Here is an 18,423-nt window from a genome sequence, read left to right as displayed (position 1 = left end):
GTCAGCGGACTCCCCGGATGGTCAGGCCCGCCACTAGGTCGGACATGGGAATGGATGACTCGCGGGCGATGGCGGCCAGTTCGTCGAGGGCGGCCTCCACCGCCTCCGGTAGAACGCGACCGCCGTCGGCTCCGGCGACGACGGTGGCGCCGCGGCCCCGGCGCAGCTCGACGACGCCCTCGTCGCGCAGCTGCCGGTAGGCGCGCAGCACGGTGTTCTTGTTCAGATCGAGAGCCTGCGCGAGATCTCCCGCACTGGGCAATTTGTCGCCCACGGGCACCTCGCCCGTGGAAACGGCTCGACGCAGCGACGCGACGAGCTGCGCGTACAGCGGCGTCGCGGACGTGGAGTCGAGCTGGATGAGCATGCGGGGCCTCAGAGCTCCCGTCGATTGAACGCCGCCATGCCGACGACGATAGCCGCCGCGGCCACGGCGATGGTCACGATGATCGCGCCGGGCTCGGCCGTGCCGTCGGCCGCGGCGAGCAGCCCCGCCGGCGACCACTCCTTCATCGGCGGCCAGATCCCGGCCACGGCCATGAGCCCGAAGTAGGCGATGCCGGCGGCGGCCGCGCCCAGCGACGACGCGCCCGCGCCGGAAGCCGCCATGGTCACCGCGATGGCGGAGACGGCGAAGAGCAGCCACAGGGCGGTGCCTCCGGCGATGAGGCGGATGTCGGGGGAGGCGAGGTCGTCGAAAAGCAGTGCTGCGACGGCGACCATCGCGGCGGTGGAGATGACCGTGACCGCGGTGACGACCGCCGTGACCGCCGCGAACGCCGTGGCCCACAGGCCCGTGCGGGTGATGGGGCGGGCGAGCAGCGGGATCGCCGTGCCGCGGGCGACGTCGGCGGAGATGGCCGAGGCGGCGACGATGGCCACGATGACGATGACGATCTGCGACAGGTTCGACGACCACTGCGCCCATGCGTCTGCGGGCGTCGGATCGGGCAGCGCGGAGACGTCGATGGGCAATGGGGTGCCGCCGGAGCCGCCGCCGACGAGGCCGCCGAGGATCTCCGGCAGGTAGCGGGCGGTGACGGGGGACGTCGCGGCGAAGAGCAGGGCAATGGCGGCCAGCGCCCACGTCGCCCAGGACGCGCGCAGCGCGCGGTATTGGCGGCCGAGCAGCGGGATGGCGGTTCCGGGGTTCATCGGGTCTCCTTCAAGGCCGTGGCGAAGGCGTCGTCGAGGGAGCCTCCGGGTGCGAGTGCGATGTCGCGGCAGCCGGCGTCGGCCAGGGCCCGGGTGACTTCGGCTGCAATGTTCGCGCTGCTGCCGCTGTCGCGTTCGGGCGCGCGGAACGTCGCCGTCACCCGCCCGGCGTCTCCGAAACGCTCGACGAGTTCGGCGACGGTGCCGGTGGCCAGGATGCGCCCGCGCCCGAGGAACGCCGCGCGATCGCAGACGGCTTCGACGTCCGCCATGGCGTGGGTGGAGAAGAACACCGTCGCCCGCCCGCGCAGCGACGCGATGACGTCGAGCACCTCGCGCCGGGCGATGGGGTCGAGGGCGGAGGTCGGTTCGTCGAGGATGACGATGCCCGGCGTCGCGATGAGCGCCTGCGCGATGCCCAGCCGCTGCCGCATTCCGCGCGACAGGCCGGAGATGGGGCGTTCGACGGATTCCAGGCGGGACACCGCCAAGGCTTCGGCCACCCGCGCATCGAGCTCCTCGCCGCGCAACCCCTCCAACCGCCCGCACAACCGCAGGTACTCCGCGGGGGTCGCCCACGGATCGAAGGCGGGGACGTCGGGCAGGTACCCGACGTGTCCGGAGAGCTTGACGACGCCCGCGTCCGCACGGGAGAAGCCCATCGCGATTCGCAGCGCCGTCGTTTTGCCCGCCCCGTTGGGGCCGAGGAACCCGAAGACGGAGCCGTGCGGCACCTCCAGCGTCACGTCGTCGAGGACGACATGGTCGCCGTAGGACTTGCGGACGCCGTCGAAGGTGATGGTCGGGGCGGTGGTGTCGGCTGCGGCGGCTGCGTCGTATCGGTCGAGCAGGTGCGCGCCGGGCCGATCACTGTGACGTCTCCCTGCTCGACCCCATTCCCGCCCCACGGCGAAGAAGATGATCGGCCCGATGCCGTTGGCCAGGAGGATGACGAGCACCCAGATCGGCTTGGGCAGGTGCCTGGTCTTTTCTTTCGGGGTGCGAGCCAGCACGATGAGCGCGGCGATGATGAGCGTCACCTGCACGGCGAGCAGCACCGCGAGGGCGATATGCAGGCCCTGGGGGAGATTCCGGAGTTCGTCGAAGCCGTTCATAGTGCTACCTAGACTAGCACTAGTGGCGGTATGCCGAAGTGTCGACCGGCGGGCCGTCGTCAAGCGAAACGACCCGGGCCACTACACTCGCCGGAATGATCGAGACCACCATCGCCCGCGAACTCGGGGTGGATCAGGCGCACGTCGCCACCGCCGTGAAGCTCCTCGACGAGGGCAACACCGTGCCCTTCATCGCCCGCTACCGCAAGGAGGCCACCGGCGGCCTCGACGACGGCCAGCTGCGCACCATCGAGGAACGGCTGACCTACCTGCGCGAACTCGAGGACCGCAAGACCGCGGTGCTCGCAGCCATCGAGGAACAGGGCAAGCTCACCGACGACCTGCGCGCGCTGATCCTGGCGTGCGACACGAAGGCGCGGTTGGAGGACCTCTACCTGCCGTTCAAGAAGAAGCGCCGCACCAAGGCCGACATCGCCCGCGAGGCCGGTCTCGAGCCGCTTCTCGACGACCTGCTGGCGAACCCGTCCGCCGACCCGTCGCAGTTGGCGGCCGGGTACGTCACCGAGGGCTTCGCCGAGCCGAAGGACGCGCTGAACGGCGCCCGCGCGATTCTCGTCGAGTCGTTCTCCACCGACGCCGACCTGGTCGGCGACGTCCGCGAGCGCGTGTGGTCGACCGGGCAGGCGGCGGCGAGCGTCGTCGAGGGCAAGGAGCAGGCCGGCGCGAAGTACCGCGACTACTTCGAGCACACCGAACCGCTGGAGACCATGCCCGGCCACCGCGTGCTGGCCGTCCTGCGCGGTGAGGCCGAAGGCATCCTGCAGCTGGGCATCGACGCCGGCGACGACGCCGTCTACGAGGGCATGGTCCGCCGCGCCCTCGACCTGCCCGAATCCGAGTGGATCGACCAGGCCATCCGCTTCGGCTGGCGCACCAAACTCGAGGTGTCCGCGGCGCTGGACGCCCGCATGCGCCTGAAGGAGCGCGCCGAGGCCGAGGCCGTCGAGGTCTTCGCCCGCAACCTGCGCGACCTGCTGCTCGCCGCGCCCGCCGGGCAGCGCGCGACGCTGGGCCTGGACCCGGGATTCCGCAACGGCGTCAAGTGCGCCGTGGTCGACGGCACCGGCAAGGTCCTCGACACCGTCGTCGTCTACCCGCACCAGCCGCAGAACAAGTGGGACGCCGCCCGCGACGCCCTGGCCACCCTGTGCGCCACCCACCGCGTCGAGCTCATGGCCGTGGGCAACGGCACCGCCTCCCGCGAGACCGACCAGCTCGCCCGCGAGGTCGCGGACCTGCTGGTCAAGGCCGGGGGAGCGCGCCCCGAACCGGTGACGGTGTCGGAGTCGGGCGCGTCGGTGTACTCCGCCTCCGCGCTGGCCGCGGCCGAATTCCCCGACATGGACGTGTCCCTGCGCGGTGCGGTGTCCATCGCCCGCCGCCTGCAGGATCCGCTGGCCGAGCTGGTGAAGATCGACCCGAAGTCCATCGGCGTCGGCCAGTACCAGCACGACGTGTCGCAGACGAAGCTCGCCCATTCCCTCGATGCGGTCGTCGAAGATGCCGTCAATGCCGTGGGCGTGGAGGTCAACACCGCGTCGGCGCCGCTGCTCGGCCGCGTGGCCGGCGTGAGCTCGACCGTGGCGGAGAACATCGTCGCCTACCGCGACGGCAACGGCGCCTTCACCTCCCGCAAGGAGTTGCTGAAGGTCCCGCGCCTCGGCCCGAAGGCCTTCGAGCAGTGCGCCGGCTTCCTGCGCGTGCGCGGCGCGGCCAACCCGTTGGACGCCTCCGCGGTGCACCCCGAGTCCTACGGCGTCGTCGACCGCATCGCCGCGGCGACGGGCCTGGGCGTGGCCGAACTGATCGGCAACTCGCGCGTCCTGTCCTCGCTGGACCCGCGGGACTTCGTCGATGAGGCCGCCGGCGTTGGCGTGCCCACCGTCACCGACATCATCGCCGAGCTGGACAAGCCCGGCCGCGACCCGCGCCCCGAGTTCAAGACCGCGACCTTCAAGGAGGGCGTGGAAAAGGTCTCGGACTTGGCCCCGGGCATGATTCTCGAAGGCACGGTGACCAACGTCGCCGCATTCGGCGCTTTCGTCGACGTGGGCGTCCATCAGGATGGCCTGGTCCACGTCTCCGCCATGAGCAAGGGCTTCGTCTCCGACCCGCACGAGGTGGTCAAGTCCGGCGAGGTGGTCAAGGTCAAGGTCATGGATGTCGACGTCGATCGCCAGCGCATCGGCCTGTCCCTGCGCCTGGACGACGAGCCGGGCGCGAAGCCTGAGCGCGGTGGGCGCGGCGGCGGTGGGCGCGGAGGCCAGCGTGGCGGCAGCCGTGGCGGTAAACCGGGCGGCCAGCGCGGCAACCGCGGCAACGCCTCCGGCGCCTCCGGCGCCTCCGGCTCCATGGCCGATGCGCTGAAGAAGGCCGGTTTCGGCCGTTAGGTCGGCGTAGCCTCGGGCCATGGCTTCCTTCACCACTCATCTCACCGCGCTGCTCGACGCGTCGCGGTGGGAGGCCGTCGAAAATCAGATGCATGCCGCCCTCGCCGATTTGGGCCTGTGGAACGACGGCATCGACGTGCGGATCCAGCGCAACTATTGCGAGGAGGACAACATGCTCCTCGACCAGCACATGTCGCTGCATGAGCAGGCGCCGACGATCGAGGAGATCCACCTCATCCGCGTGCGGTCCTCCGGCGAGCCGAAGGGCGGGCTCGTCGGCGTCGAGGCCGACCGGGCGATCACGAAGGCGCTGGCCGACGCCCTGCCGGAGGGCGCCGGCTGGTACGGGACGACGGTCGGGGCTAGCTGACGTCGATCGGGACCTCGATGTCGCCGTCCGGGGTGCCCATGAGCGAGAGCGTCCACGTGCCCGCGGTGGCACCCAGGCTCTCCATCAGGCTTTCGCTGAACTCGCCCGAGCAACCCGCGTCGGGGTCGAAGCGGAGGAGCATGTCGTCGGGCGTGGTCAGCGTCAGGATGGTGCCGCAGCTCGCGTGCCCTTCGGAATTCCAGGCGACGGTCATCGTCTCGTTGAGCGGCACGGGGCTGCCCGGGGTGACCGTGATCGTCGTCGAACCTTGGGTCGTGGTGAAGGGCTCGCCCCCGGTTTCGGACTCGCCGGCCGGGGGAGCCTCGCGGGTCTCCGATTCGGCGTTCGGGGTGGTGGTTTCGGTGGTTTCGGTGGTGGTGGCTGCGTTGTCGGCGGGGGCTTCTTCGGCAGGCTCGTCGCTCGAGCAGGCTGCGGCCCCGAGCGTCATCGTCGCCGCCGCGGCGAGCCCCATGATCTTGGCTCCAATGATTTTGCGCATGAATGAATGTCCCATGTGGCCACGGTAGCGGCTGTCGGCATTGTGCGAGAAGCCCCGGTTGATCGTCGTGCTTTGCGACGGGCCGGCGTGCGCATCGATCCGCCCCTGGATTCGTTCAGGCATGCGAGTCGAGTGTCGGTGTCTCTGCTGGGATAAAAGTGAAATGTGGTGCGAAAAGAATCCGAATCGTTGCCACATGTTCGATTGCCGCGATTCGAACACCTGTATGGTATGTGGTGAGGCGAGGGGCGGGGGAATGGGCCGGCTCGATCTTCGGGTGAGTTTTTTGATCCACCATTTCTTGATTCACCATCGAAACTACGGGGGAATCGACATGGCTATCGACCATGGCGCATTCGATGACGACGATGACGAGCACGACACCGTCGATGAACACAACACCGACGGCGAGCACGACGACAAGGACCATCGCCGCAACCGAGAAGAACGGGCCCCGCGCAAGCGGTGGGCCACCGAACGTGACGAACCGGCGACCAACCTCGCCCGGGCCCGCAACCTCAACGAGCTGGACTTGGCCATCGCCGTGGCGCCGGAAGGCGATGCCGATGTCGCCTCCCACGCTGCATCGGTGGCGACGAGGATCGGGGCGGGCAGGGGTCGCGCGATGGATTACTGCGACGTGGGGATCATGCTGCGGCGCATGCCGAAGCTCCTGGGTCCGTGCAGGTCGGGCGCGTGGCCGTTGTGGCATCTGACGAAGATCGCCGACGCCATCGTGGCAGTCTCCGACGAGCATCTTTCCGACGTCGAGGACAAGTTCCTCGAGTACCTCACCCCGCGCAGGGATTTCCAGGCGTTGCCCGGCATCCGGGTGTTCACCCGGGAATTGCGCCGCATCGTCGAGGCGATCGAGCCGGTGTCCACCCCACCCGACGAAGGTGACGCCCAACCGATAACCGGCGAGTCGTACACGGCCGACAATGAATACCCCGGTGATTACGGCGAGCTTCGGGCGATCTTGCGCAAGGACCGTTTGGCCGAGTTCGACGCCACGGTCCGCGCCATCCGCGAATCGAAGATCAAAGACGGGCACGAGTGCTCTTTGGCCGATGCGTTGATGTCGATGTGCCGTGGCGATTTCGCCGGCGCGACGGTGACTCTCAACGTCTACGCAGACGGCAACGCCGGCGAAAACGACCTCCGGCTCTGGTTGGACGGGGCCGGGTGGTTGCCGAAGTACGTCACCCGGCAGTGGTTGGAGCGGGCCGACAACGCCCGCTTGTCCGCCGACTCCTGCACCGGGGGTTATGTTCCGACGGATGCGCAGAAGGCGCGGGTGCGAGCCCGCGATGGCGGGTGCCGGTTTCCCGGGTGCGAAGTGCCGGCGCACAGGTGCCAGCTCGATCACGTCATCAACTTCGGCCCGGGCGAGACCGCTACGTGGAATCTGCAGTGTTTGTGCCAGCACCACCACAACATGAAGACCAGCAGGCATTGGCACGCGGAGATGAACCCCGACGGGACCGTCACCTGGGCGGATCACGCCGGTGAGGTGTGTGCGACGACCGTGCCGCATGGGCCGATCGCCCACATCAAGCGGCAGTCCTTCGATCAGCGGTCCACGCGGTTGACGAGAACCATCCGGGCTGCCAACCACGCGAAGATCCGGGCTGCTGCGGAAGCGGCGGCGGACCGTGCAGCGAACATTGCGGGGGAGACGCAGAGCGGTGAGGCGGATGCCGCCCGGGAGGCGCACCTCGATGACCTGTGGGCGAACTCCCCCGCGAAGAAGAGCGAAGAGTGGAGCGACGACTGGGACGATGAATGGGACGAGTGGAAAGCCGCCGGCTATCCCGACTTGGGGGATGACACGGATGCGTGGGACGAATGGGCCGGCCCGTGGGATTACGAGCCGGAAAACAATGACCCCGAAGCGATGGCGCGGTTGTGCGAGATTGATCCGGCCCTCCGGATGAATCCGGGCAACGTCCGGGGCTCGAGGGTGCCGAAGGAGGGGTAACCGACGTCGGATCCGGCCATGGACGTGTCGATCGCGTCGTCGGTGACGGGCCATCGCAACCACGCCAACCGCGCTACCCGTGCAAGCGATCCAGGCGAGCGTTGATGTCGCCGGCCAGCGACTCCGCCGTGCCATCCGGCACCACGAACGTCCACTTCGTTCCCGTCGTGTCGATGTCCAGCGCCTCACCGGAGCGGGAGGCGACGGCGATGCGCTTACCTCGCGAGCGCGGGTAATCGACGCCGCGGATCCCGATGCCACCGGAATCGCCCCAGTCGTATCGAGTCGGTCTGGCCGCCGTGATCGTCGCCATGGGGATCGACTCGCCGATCAGGGCCCGGAACCGGACGGCGTCGTCGTCAACGCGCAAACGCACCGAATACGTCTGCACGATGTAAAAGAAGCTGAGGCCCAAGATCAGGAACAGCGCCGGAGACAACAGCAACGAGGCCACGGTGCCGGCGATCCATGCCGCAGCCAAAATCTTCATGCCCATCGACGTTACCGTTCGAACCGGCTCCGAACGGGGACCGCGGGGGAGCGCAGGGTCGGGCGCGCTCTCGGCCTTCGGAGCCTTCGCCTCCTTCAACGTCATCGCGACAATGACGCCCACGACGAGGCCGGCGACGGCGCCGACGAACGACCACGTCGACTGCAGCACGACGCCGTCGGCGGTCGTGGCATCCAACTGTCGAACGAGAGTGTCGGCGGTGATCCCGGCCATGAAACCGACGAATACCGGCGACCCCGGGCCCAACGACCTGCGTAGAATCCGGGGGAAACGCCGCCATGCACCCAACAGCCCCATCACCAGCACCATCGGCACCGTGACGGCGACGAGGATCACCAGAGTGCCACTCAGGTCGCCGAAGCCATCGGCCTCGCCGCGGGCGCCGAAATGCGTGGCGATGGGTTCCGGCAACCGGCTTCGCACCGACAGCGCCCACCCCACGACGGCGGCCAATCCCGCGAGCGGAGCGACCACGAAACCGAGCAGCGCCGTCATGTCCCATCGGCCGGTCGGCGAGCCACCACGGTCCGTCGTCAAGCCATCCATGCCCTCCATGATGCCCGAGAAACCCCCGCCACCGACCGGGACACGCGCCACCAGGGGAGATTTGGTCGCGACCAGGGCCGCGTGGCATACTGTCCCGGTTGTTCGCGGGTTCATCGGCCCCCCAGGGAAACCGGCGTCCGTCGCGACGGCTGAACATGTTTCGGGCACGAACCGGCCGAGCGCCCACCAGGGAAGAGCCGCCAGGGTCCTCTGTCCAGCACAGTAGATAGGAAAATCTCCATGAACATTCTCGATAAGGTCGACGCCGCATCGCTCCGCGACGACATCCCCGACTTCCGCGCCGGTGACACGGTCGAGGTCAACGTCAAGATCGTCGAGGGCAAGACCGAGCGCGTCCAGATGTTCAAGGGCGTCGTGATCCGCCGTCAGGGCGGCGGCATTCGCGAGACCTTCACCGTCCGCAAGTTCTCGTTCGGCATCGGCGTCGAGCGCACCTTCCCGGTCCACTCCCCGAACATCGACTCCATCAACGTCGTGTTCCGCGGTGACGTCCGTCGCGCCAAGCTGTACTACCTGCGCAACCTGCGCGGCAAGGCCGCCCGCATCAAGGAGAAGCGCTAAGCGTCAGGCCCCTTTTCGGGCCCGCTTGCTTTTCGACGACGCCGTCCCGGCACCCGATTCGAGGTGCCGGGGCGGCGTTTTTTTCGTTCACCCGCCGAGGCCCGCCGGCCCGGTGGCACAGCGTGGCTGCGGCGGAGGGCGGGGGCCCGGCGCGTATAGTCGCCAAGCATGACCGAGGACGATCGCCCCGACGCAGGACGCACCCCGAAGGGCCCCAGTTGGCGGCCGTCGGGAGAACCCGCGCGCGCCGCGGAAGCCCCGGCCCCGGCAACGGCACGGGCCACCAGGTCCCGCCGTCGCCGCGATGACGCCGACGACGACGGCAAGCAGACCCCGTGGTGGATCGAGATCCCGATCATCGTGGTCATCGCCCTGCTGATCTCAGTGGGCGTGCAGACCTTCGTCGGCCGCGTGTACCTCATCCCGTCAGAGTCGATGCAGCCGACGCTGCACGGCTGCGAGGGCTGCACCGGCGACCGCATCTGGGTGGACAAGGTGTCCTACCGTTTCTCCGACCCGGAGCCGGGCGACGTGCTGGTGTTCAATGGCCCGCCGTCGTGGGACGACGCCTTCGTCAACCAGCGGTCCGAAAATCCGGTGGTCAACTCGCTGCAGACGTTGGGCAGCTGGATCGGCGTCGTCGCGCCGGATGAGAACGCACTGGTCAAGCGCGTCATTGCCACCGGCGGGCAGACCGTGCAGTGCCGCGAGGGCGATGCGGGGATCATGGTCGACGGCAAGCTCGTCGACGAGTCGTTCACTCTCGCGCCCCCGCAGAACCCCGTCGATCCGCTGGTCGGGTCCGAGGCCTGCGGCGGCCCCTACTTCGGGCCCGTCACCATTCCCGACGATCACCTGTGGATGATGGGCGACAACCGCACCAACTCCCTCGATTCGCGCTACCACCTCGGCGACGAGCACCAGGGCTCGGTGCCGGTGGACAACGTGGTGGGCAAGGTGCAGGCGATCATCCTGCCGTTCAGCCGCATCGGCGGCGTCGATGACCCGGACATCCAGGCGAACTAGGCCGCCGCGGCGCGATCGCCCGGCGGTTCTGGACCACCTGCCGCGGCCCGCGTTGCGCAGGCTGGCGCAGGACCGCATGTACGAGGTCGCCCTGGACGCCCGCGGTTTCGGCCCGGTCGCCGGCGTCGACGAGGCCGGTCGAGGGGCGTGCGCGGGGCCGATCGTCATCGCCGCGTGCATTCTGCCGCGCCGCACCATCCCGGAGCTCGCCGCCCTGACCGACTCGAAGGCCCTGTCGCCGGCGGCGCGCGAGCGCCTGTTCCCCCTGATCCTTCGCTTTGCGACGGCCACGTCCACCGTCATCGTCCCGGCCGGGGAGATCGACGCCCTGGGAATCCAGCACGCGAACGTTTCGGGGATGCGGCGGGCCGTCGAAAAGCTGCCGATGGCGGCGGGGTACGTGCTGACCGATGCCATGAAGGTACCCGGGTTGCCCGCGCCGCATTTGCCGATGATCGGAGGCGACGCGGCGGCGAGATGCATCGCCGCCGCGAGTGTCATCGCCAAAGTGACGAGGGACCGCATTATGTTTGACCTCGACGGTGACCTGCCGGGCTACGGCCTGGCCGCCCACAAGGGATACGGCACCGCCGCGCACATGGCCGCGGTGGAGCTGCTCGGCGCGAGCCGGGAACACCGGATGAGTTACGCCAATGTGGCGGCGGCGCAGCAGCGCCACCGCATCGAACGAGGGGAGAGGCCGACGTGAGCGCCGAGGATCTGGACAACTACGAAGCCGAAGTCGAGCTGTCCCTCTACAAGGAATACCGGGACGTGGTCAGCCAGTTCGCCTACGTAGTGGAGACGGAACGGCGTTTCTACCTGGCCAACGCCGTCGAGCTGATCCCGCACAACTCGGGCGGCGAGGTTTACTTCGAGCTGCGCATGTCCGACGCGTGGGTGTGGGACATGTACCGGCCGGCGAGGTTCGTGCGCTACGTCCGCGTGATCACCTTCAAGGACGTCAACATCGAGGAACTGGACAAGCCCGACCTGCGTCTTCCCGAGTAGACGGCGGTTTTCCACAGCCCCCGATCCATCCACAGAACCCGCCCGCCGGAGCACCGGCCGGCGGGTTTTGGGCTCCGTGATCCGTCATGGTCGGGGCGTGGACGAGAAAACGGAAGACAAATGCCGGAGCCGGGGACGGCACGGGAAGCAGTTGGGGTTCGCGGGGGAGTCGGCCGCGGTCGAGTTCCTCGTCGGGCGGGGCATGCGGCTGATCGGCACCAACGTCCGGGTGGGGCGCGATGAAATCGACGCGATCTTCGCGGACGGGGACGCGCTGGTCGTGGTGGAGGTCAAGACGCGTTCGACGCCGACGATGGGCGGCGGCCTGGAGGCGATCACGCCCGCGAAGATGCGGAGCCTGCGCCGCGCGGCGGCACGGTGGCTGCGCGAAACCGGCGAGCAGTGCGATCATGTGGGGTTCGACGTCGTGGACGTGGTGCCCGTCGCCGGGGACCTGGCCGTCGAGTGGTTCCGGGACGTGGCGTAGATGAGCGTGGGACGGGCGGCGTCCGTGGCGTTGCAGGGGCTCGACGGCGTGCTGGTCGAAGTGGAGGCCGACGTGGGGCGCGGATTGCCGGGCATGCACATCGGGGGATTGGGCGACGCCGCAGTGGCGGAGGCCCGCGATCGCGTGCGGACCGCGGCGGTGAACTCGGGGCTGACGTGGCCGCGGACGAAGATCGTCGTGTCCATGTCGCCGGCCAGCCTGCGCAAGCACGGGTCGGCGTTCGACTTGGCCATCGTGTGCGCGGTGTTGTCGGCGGGGCTCGACGACGCCGACGAGGCGCGGGGGAGGCTGGAACGCACGGTCCTGCTCGGGGAGGTGGGGCTAGACGGCACCGTGCGGCCGGTGCAGGGGATCCTGCCGGCGGTGATCGCGGCGCGGGATGCGGGGCTGCGCTGGGCGGTGGTGCCGACGGCCAATGTCGCCGAAGCCGCGTTGGTCGACGGGATCGCCGTGGGTGGGGTGTCGTCGCTGGCGCAACTGTGGCGATGGGCGCTGACCGGCGGTGGCGTGGATGAACCGGACGGGACACGGCGGGACACCGAAACGCGGGAGATGCCGGACATGCGCGACATCCACGGGCAGGACGCGGCGCGCCGGGCGTTGGAGGTCGTCGCGGCCGGCGGGCACCACCTGTTCCTGTCAGGGCCGCCCGGCACCGGAAAGTCGATGCTGGCTGCGCGGCTGCCGGGGATCCTGCCACCGTTGGGCACGGCGGAGGCGCTCGACGTCACCGCGGTGCATTCGGTGGCGGGCACCGCCGAGGGGGCCGCGGCCGGGCTGATCACGCAGCCGCCGTTCGTCGCACCGCACCACACGGTCAGTGCGGCGGCGTTGTTGGGCGGGGGCTCGGGAATGCCGCGGCCCGGGGCGATGAGCCTGGCCCATGGCGGCGTGCTCTTCCTCGACGAGGTGACGCTGATGCCCGCGCGCGTCCTCGATGCGTTGCGCACCCCGCTGGAGCAGGGCGAAGTGGTGCTGCTGCGTTCGCGCCACCAGGTGCGTTACCCGTGTCGCGTGCAGCTGGTGATGGCGGCCAACCCCTGCCCGTGCGGGGCCGCCGAACCGGGGGATTGCATCTGCCCGCCCGGGGCCCGCAGGCGGCACATGGCTGCGGTGTCGGGGCCGTTGCGCGATCGCATCGACGTCCAGCTGCCCATCCACCCGAGACATTCGATGGTGCGGCCGGAGCCGGGGGAGGAGTCGGCGCCGATACGCGAAAGGGTCATCGCCGCGCGCGAGCGTGGGCGGGCGAGATGGGAGAAGCTCGGGATCGCGGGAGTCACCGCGAACTCGGATGTGCCGGGGCCCGTGCTGCGCAGGCGTGCGCCCGCCGATGATGCGGGCATGGCCTACCTGGAATGCCGGCTGGCGGAGCGGACGGTAACGCAGCGCGGGGTCGACCGGGCGCTGCGGGTGGCGTGGACCCTGGCGGACCTCGACGGGCGTGACCTGCCGACGTTGGAGGACGTGGCATCGGCCTGCGACCTGCATGCCGCCGCGGACGGGGAGGTGGCGGCATGACCGGGCCCGCGGACGACCGGGCGCGCCGGGCGTGGGCGTACCTGGCGCGGGTGGTGGAAGGGCCACACCCCGCCTTGAACCGGATGCTGGGGGAGGTGGGCCCGGAGGCGGCGGCGGAGCGGATCAGGCGCCGCTCCGGGTTGCCCCGGGAGTTGGCGGGCGCAACCGAAAGCCGGCATCACCTGGACCAGGCGGACGAGGACCTGGCCCTCGCCGCCCGCCACGGTTTCCGGTTAGTCACCGCGGAAGACGAGGAATGGCCCGTCGAGGCGATCCAGCACTTCCTCGGGTCGACGGCGGTCGGCAACGATGCGGCGCCGCCGTATGCGCTGTGGGTGCGGGGCGGGCGACTCGACTCACTGTTCGGTGATGCGGTCGCGATGGTCGGCACCCGCGCGGCGACGTCCTATGGCGCGCGGATGACGGAGCGGCTGGCCTCGGGAGTCGCCCGGGCCGGGGCGACGATCGTCAGCGGCGGCGCGCTGGGCATCGACGCCGTGGCGCACCGCACGGCTCTCGAGGTCGGCGGGCGCACCGTCGCGGTGGCCGCCTGCGGGCCGGGCGTGGATTACCCGGCGGCGCACGCGGACCTGTTCCGCAGGATCGGGGAGGGCGGGGCGATCATCACCGAGTACCCGCCGGGGATCCGGCCCGCCAGGCACCGGTTCCTCACCCGCAACCGGCTGGTGGCGGGTCTGACCGGGGCGACGGTGCTGGTGGAAGCGGGATGGCGCTCCGGCGCCCGGAACACCGCCGCGTGGGCGCGCCAGATGAACCGGCCGGTGGCTGCGGTGCCGGGGCCGGCGACGTCGGCGTCGTCGACCGGGTGCCACGACGCGATCCGGGAGGGCGGGGCGGTGCTGGTCACCGGTCCCGATCATGTTCTGGCGCTGTACCGGGGACTGGGCAGCGTCGACGAGGATGCGCAAATGGAGCTGGATTGGGCGGCCGATCCCGTCCAGGCCCTGAGCCGCAACGAACTGCGAGTCTACGATTCCACGCCGCGGCCGGGCGAACCGGGGCACGAAGGAGGCGCCGACACCGCCACCATCGCCGCCGAGGCCGCGCTGACGTTGCCGCTGACGATGCACCTGCTGATGGCACTCGAGGGCAAGGGGATGGTGGTCCGCGACGGCAGCATGTGGCGCAGGCGAAACCGGTGACCAAAACCGGTGGCCAAAATCGGTGACCGGAATAAACTCCGGAAAATCGGCGTTCAACTCTTGCGCTTTCGATCTGCCTACGTAAGATAGGGCAGGCAAGCCTAAGAGAACGTCCGGTACGGGCTGGTGCCGGACGATCGCCCCACGAACGTGGGCCGGAAAATGGCGTCGTGTCTTCAGGGGTCGCGACGTTCACCCGGTTCGCCGGGGTAGGGTTTTGCAACATGGGTGAGGCACCGACGACGGCTTCCGGAGGGCCCGCGCACCGCGCGGACCACCGGGGGCCGTCGTCGCCGCTTTCCGGGGAACTCTCCCCGAATCTTGACGCCGCCCTCGGCGACTTCCTCGACCACCTCGAACACGTCAGGGGGCTGGCCCCGCGCACGATCCGCGCCTACCGCGCTGACCTGGTGCCGCTGCTGACGGGGCTCGACGTCATCACCGACCTCGACGTCCGCACGATTCGCGCGCACCTGGGCGCCCGCCACCGCGAAGGGGCGGCGCGCACCTCGCTGGCCAGGGCGGTGACGGCGATCCGCCGTTTCGGATCCTGGGCGGTGTCCGCCGGCTTGCTCGACGCCGACCCCGCCGCTCGCGTCACCGGCCCCGGCCCGCACCGCCACCTGCCGGAAATCCTCACCGTCGATCAGGCGGCCGCCATGCTCGAAGGGGAGAAGGGGGGCGGCGCCGGAGGTGATGCCGGCGGTGCTGATCCCGACGCCGCGAATGCCGACGCCGCGAATGCCGACGAGTCGAACGAGGGCTCGAAAGCCGGGGCCGCCCCCAAGCAGTTGGCCATCGCGGCCCGTGACCGGGCGATGATCGAGATCCTCTATGCCGCCGGCATCCGCGTCGGCGAGCTGTGCGCGCTGAATCTTCTCGACGTCGACTTGGCGCGCGCCACGCTCACCGTGACCGGCAAAGGCGACAAGCAGCGCACCGTGCCCTTCGGCGAGCCCGCGGCGCGGGCGATCGAGGAGTGGTTGGGCCTGCGAAGCGAGCTGCTGGCGGGCGGGGACACGTCGGCCCTTTTCCTCGGCGCCCGGGGCGGTCGCCTCGATCCGCGCCAGGCCCGGCGGGTCGTCCATGCGGTGACGTCGGCGGCGGGGGTCGACCTGTCGCCGCACGGGCTGCGCCACACCGCCGCGACGCACATGGTCGAGGGCGGGGCGGACCTGCGCGTCGTGCAGGAGATGCTCGGCCACAGTTCGTTGGGCACCACGCAGATCTACACGCACGTGTCCACGGACCGTCTCCGTGAGGCGCATCGCAGGGCGCACCCGCGCGCCTGACCCGCGTCACTCCGGCGGCTTGAGCACGATCGGCCGCCTGCCCAGCAGGTCCAGGGGATTGAGGTAGTCCCGGCCGCGCAGCGCGCCCCAGTGCAGGCCAGGGTCCGGGCCAGAGTCGAGCGTGCCGATCACGTCGCCCCGCGACACCACCTGCCCGCGCGCCACCGTCCAGCGCACCGGCTGGTAGGTGGTGCGGATGCCGTCTGCGTGCATGACCGACACCGTCGGCATCCCCGCGACCATCCCGGCGAAATGCACGGTCCCGTCCCCGGATGCCCGCACCGGCGCCCCTTCGGATGCCGCGAGATCCACGCCCCGGTGCCCGGGCAGCCACCGTCGCGGAGGCGGTTCGTAAGGCTTGACGACGCCGCCCGGAACCGGTTTGACGTGCGGGATCGACGATATCCCCGCGCCGCCGACCGCCTCCGCGGCCCCGGCATCCGGGGGCCACACCGCGGTGGACAGGGCCAGCAGGAGCGACGCCAGGGCTGCGGCGACCACGAGAAACTCGCGTTGTGGGGCGAACATGCCGCCAGTCGACCGGGGCACCGGGCCGTCGTCAAGCGCGAACCCGCCGGGGGACGCGCAAAAGTGGAAGGATCGTGGCCTGTGGAACAACGGGACACGCGCGGGCCGCGGCATTGGCGCGACCAGCCCCGTTGCGCTAGGCTGTCCCCCGCAGTGTGCCCGGAAGACCCGGGCGCGCTGACTTCGCGCGCCGCACATCGCAGCCGACGTCGCCAGGTGCCCGGTGAAAACCGGGAGGTGGCGGAGGTTCCCGCGGCGCCAGGGTGCGGGGAAAACCCGCACGCGACTTCAACCGAACATCAATCAGAAAGCGAGGAAGGGAAGCAGCCGCGGTCCTAGTCAGACCGGACGAGAGGCCTTCCCTGAATTCACATGGCTGTCGTTTCCATGCGCGAACTCCTCGACGCCGGCGTCCACTTCGGACACCAGACGCGTCGCTGGAACCCCAAGATGAAGCGTTTCATCTTCACCGACCGCAACGGCATCTACATCATCGACCTGCAGCAGACGCTGACCTACATCGATGAGGCGTACGAGTTCGTCAAGGAGACCGTCGCCCACGGCGGCAACATCCTCTTCGTCGGCACCAAGAAGCAGGCCCAGGAGGCCGTGCAGAACGAGGCCGAGCGCGTCGGCATGCCCTTCGTCAACCACCGTTGGCTCGGCGGCATGCTCACCAACTTCCAGACCGTCGCCAAGCGCCTGTCCCGCCTGAAGGAGCTTCAGGCCATGGACGCCGCGGAGAACGGCTACGAGGGTCGCACCAAGAAGGAAATCCTCATGCTGACCCGTGAGCGCACCAAGCTGGAGCGCACCCTCGGTGGCATCCGCGACATGTCCAAGGTCCCCTCGGCCCTGTGGATCGTCGACACCAACAAGGAGCACATCGCCGTTTCCGAGGCGAAGAAGCTCAACATCCCGGTCGTCGCCATCCTGGACACCAACTGCGATCCGGACGACGTCGACTTCCCGATCCCGGGCAACGACGATGCCATCCGCGCCGCCACCGTCCTGACCCGCATCATCTCCTCCGCCGTGGAGGAGGGCCGCCGCGTCCGCGCCGAGCGCGAGACCGCCGCCGCGCGCGAGAACGCCGGCGATGCCCCGGCCGAGCAGGCCGAGGCGCCCGCCGCCGAGGCCACCGAGGCTCCGGCCGAGCAGGCTGCGGCCACCGAGGCCCCGGCCGAGCAGGCCGAGACCCCGGCCGCCGAGTAGTTTCGCGGGGACGGGAAACCGTCGATATGGGAGACTGTCCGCACGGGCAGTCTCCCGGGCCGCTTCCCGATGGCCCATCCGACACACGACACCAAGGAGGATCGCCGCACATGGCGAATTTCACCGCCGCCGACGTCAAGAAGCTCCGCGAGCTCACCGGCTCCGGCATGAAGGCCTGCAAGGACGCCCTGGTCGAGACCGAGGGTGACTTCGACAAGGCCGTCGAGATCCTGCGCGTCAAGGGCGCCAAGGACGTGGGCAAGCGCGCCGAGCGCACCGCCGCCGAGGGCCTCATCGCCGTCTCCGGCAACACCATGGTCGAGGTCAACTCCGAGACCGACTTCGTGGCCAAGAACTCCGAGTTCATCGAGTTCGCCAACAAGGTCGCCGAGGCCGCCGCCAAGGTCAAGGCGAACTCCCAGGAGGAGCTCGCCGCCGCCGATCTGGACGGCCAGACCGCCGACGAGGCCACGCAGGCGCTTTCCGCCAAGATCGGCGAGAAGCTCGAGCTGCGCCGCGCCGTGACCGTCGAGGGCGACAACGTCGCGGTGTACCTGCACCGCCGCGCCGCCGACCTGCCCGCCGGCGTCGGCGTGCTGGTGGCCTACACCGGTTCCGGCGAGGAGGCCGAGCAGGCCGCCCACGTCGCCGCCATGCAGGTCGCGGCCCTCAAGGCCCAGTACCTGTCCCGCGAGGACGTCCCGGCCGATCGAGTCGAGTCCGAGCGCGCCGTGCTGGAGAACATCACCCGCGAGGAGGGCAAGCCCGAGGCCGCCCTGCCGAAGATCGTCGAGGGTCGCCTCAACGGCTTCTTCAAGGACATCGTCCTCCTGGAGCAGGCGTCCGTCGCCGACTCCAAGAAGACCGTCAAGCAGCTCATGGACGAGGCCGGCGTCACGCTGACCGGCTTCGCCCGTTTCGAGGTCGGCCAGCACTAGGCCGATCCCGCGAGCATCGCGAACACAGGGGCGGGCCCCGGACCTTCATTG

The 18,423-nt window shown here is 69.8% G+C and carries 19 protein-coding genes; 13 read left to right on the top strand and 6 right to left on the bottom strand.

The genetic code is table 11. From position 1 onward, the window contains the following. Nucleotide 1: 1 nt before the first annotated feature. Genes CX1_RS09645 through CX1_RS09635 form a run of 3 tightly spaced genes read right to left on the bottom strand, consistent with a single transcriptional unit; the run spans nt 2 to nt 2,270 of the window. Entirely contained in the window at nt 2-367 is a 366-nt protein-coding gene (locus CX1_RS09645; RefSeq protein WP_046650136.1) for a GntR family transcriptional regulator, read from the bottom strand. 8 nt (nt 368-375) lie between these two features. After that, nucleotides 376-1,155, bottom strand: a complete 780-nt coding sequence (locus CX1_RS09640; RefSeq protein ID WP_060925584.1) for a DUF2705 family protein — start codon at nt 1,153-1,155, stop codon at nt 376-378. Further along, nucleotides 1,152-2,270 (bottom strand): ATP-binding cassette domain-containing protein, encoded by a 1,119-nt coding sequence (locus CX1_RS09635; protein ID WP_052753141.1) that lies wholly within the window; start codon nt 2,268-2,270, stop codon nt 1,152-1,154. Before CX1_RS09635 ends, CX1_RS09640 begins: the two co-directional genes overlap by 4 nt. A 95-nt stretch (nt 2,271-2,365) precedes the next feature. Between CX1_RS09635 and CX1_RS09630 the strand changes: the two genes are divergently transcribed. Together CX1_RS09630 and CX1_RS09625 are read left to right on the top strand one after the other, a co-directional pair. Beyond that, complete coding sequence (locus tag CX1_RS09630; protein ID WP_060925583.1) at nt 2,366-4,681, top strand: Tex family protein; 2,316 nt, start codon at nt 2,366-2,368, stop codon at nt 4,679-4,681. 19 nt (nt 4,682-4,700) lie between these two features. Beyond that, on the top strand, nt 4,701-5,051 hold the full coding sequence (locus CX1_RS09625) for a hypothetical protein (RefSeq protein ID WP_052753142.1): 351 nt from the start codon (nt 4,701-4,703) through the stop codon (nt 5,049-5,051). Here CX1_RS09625 and CX1_RS09620 read toward each other — a convergent pair. Next, complete coding sequence (locus CX1_RS09620; protein WP_146780692.1) at nt 5,044-5,565, bottom strand: hypothetical protein; 522 nt, start codon at nt 5,563-5,565, stop codon at nt 5,044-5,046. The two genes, CX1_RS09625 and CX1_RS09620, sit on opposite strands and share 8 nt — an antisense overlap. A 319-nt stretch (nt 5,566-5,884) precedes the next feature. On the opposite strand from CX1_RS09620, the gene CX1_RS09615 reads away from it, so the two are divergent. After that, a complete protein-coding gene (locus CX1_RS09615; protein WP_060925582.1) occupies nt 5,885-7,531 on the top strand; it encodes an HNH endonuclease signature motif containing protein in 1,647 nt (548 codons plus the stop codon). A gap of 73 nt (nt 7,532-7,604) precedes the next feature. Here the strand turns inward: CX1_RS09615 and CX1_RS09610 are convergent, their stop codons facing one another. Further along, entirely contained in the window at nt 7,605-8,588 is a 984-nt protein-coding gene (locus CX1_RS09610; RefSeq protein WP_160298016.1) for a DUF1648 domain-containing protein, read from the bottom strand. 240 nt (nt 8,589-8,828) lie between these two features. On the opposite strand from CX1_RS09610, the gene rplS reads away from it, so the two are divergent. The 8 genes from rplS (at nt 8,829) to CX1_RS09570 (ending at nt 15,691) form a co-directional block, all read left to right on the top strand. Then, nucleotides 8,829-9,170 (top strand): 50S ribosomal protein L19, encoded by a 342-nt coding sequence (rplS, locus tag CX1_RS09605; RefSeq protein WP_046650142.1) that lies wholly within the window; start codon nt 8,829-8,831, stop codon nt 9,168-9,170. Nucleotides 9,171-9,338: 168 nt separating this feature from the next. Next, nucleotides 9,339-10,196, top strand: coding sequence for a signal peptidase I (gene lepB / locus CX1_RS09600; RefSeq protein WP_060925581.1), 858 nt, complete (start codon nt 9,339-9,341; stop codon nt 10,194-10,196). A 52-nt stretch (nt 10,197-10,248) separates the two neighbouring features. Further along, nucleotides 10,249-10,905 carry a ribonuclease HII gene (locus CX1_RS09595; protein WP_060925580.1) on the top strand — a complete coding sequence of 219 codons (657 nt, stop codon included), beginning with the start codon at nt 10,249-10,251 and terminating at the stop codon, nt 10,903-10,905. Then, nucleotides 10,902-11,207 (top strand): DUF2469 domain-containing protein, encoded by a 306-nt coding sequence (locus CX1_RS09590; protein ID WP_046650144.1) that lies wholly within the window; start codon nt 10,902-10,904, stop codon nt 11,205-11,207. Before CX1_RS09595 ends, CX1_RS09590 begins: the two co-directional genes overlap by 4 nt. 97 nt (nt 11,208-11,304) lie before the next feature. Further along, nucleotides 11,305-11,694, top strand: a complete 390-nt coding sequence (locus tag CX1_RS09585) for a YraN family protein (protein WP_060925579.1) — start codon at nt 11,305-11,307, stop codon at nt 11,692-11,694. After that, nucleotides 11,695-13,236 (top strand): YifB family Mg chelatase-like AAA ATPase, encoded by a 1,542-nt coding sequence (locus CX1_RS09580; RefSeq protein WP_046650145.1) that lies wholly within the window; start codon nt 11,695-11,697, stop codon nt 13,234-13,236. Beyond that, nucleotides 13,233-14,399 (top strand): DNA-processing protein DprA, encoded by a 1,167-nt coding sequence (dprA, locus tag CX1_RS09575; RefSeq protein ID WP_046650146.1) that lies wholly within the window; start codon nt 13,233-13,235, stop codon nt 14,397-14,399. Before CX1_RS09580 ends, dprA begins: the two co-directional genes overlap by 4 nt. Before the next feature lie 224 nt (nt 14,400-14,623). Then, entirely contained in the window at nt 14,624-15,691 is a 1,068-nt protein-coding gene (locus CX1_RS09570) for a tyrosine recombinase XerC (RefSeq protein WP_052753143.1), read from the top strand. A gap of 6 nt (nt 15,692-15,697) precedes the next feature. Here the strand turns inward: CX1_RS09570 and CX1_RS09565 are convergent, their stop codons facing one another. Further along, entirely contained in the window at nt 15,698-16,219 is a 522-nt protein-coding gene (locus CX1_RS09565; protein WP_046650147.1) for a M23 family metallopeptidase, read from the bottom strand. Between the two features lie 372 nt (nt 16,220-16,591). Between CX1_RS09565 and rpsB the strand changes: the two genes are divergently transcribed. Beyond that, nucleotides 16,592-17,434 (top strand): 30S ribosomal protein S2, encoded by an 843-nt coding sequence (gene rpsB / locus CX1_RS09560; RefSeq protein WP_060925578.1) that lies wholly within the window; start codon nt 16,592-16,594, stop codon nt 17,432-17,434. A 110-nt stretch (nt 17,435-17,544) separates the two neighbouring features. Further along, complete coding sequence (tsf, locus tag CX1_RS09555) at nt 17,545-18,372, top strand: translation elongation factor Ts (protein ID WP_046650149.1); 828 nt, start codon at nt 17,545-17,547, stop codon at nt 18,370-18,372. Nucleotides 18,373-18,423 lie beyond the last annotated feature (51 nt).

This window comes from Corynebacterium xerosis NBRC 16721 = ATCC 373 (assembly GCF_001552415.1).
Taxonomy (GTDB): Bacteria; Actinomycetota; Actinomycetes; order Mycobacteriales; family Mycobacteriaceae; genus Corynebacterium; species Corynebacterium xerosis.
This window is presented reverse-complemented; position numbering and strand designations above follow the sequence as displayed.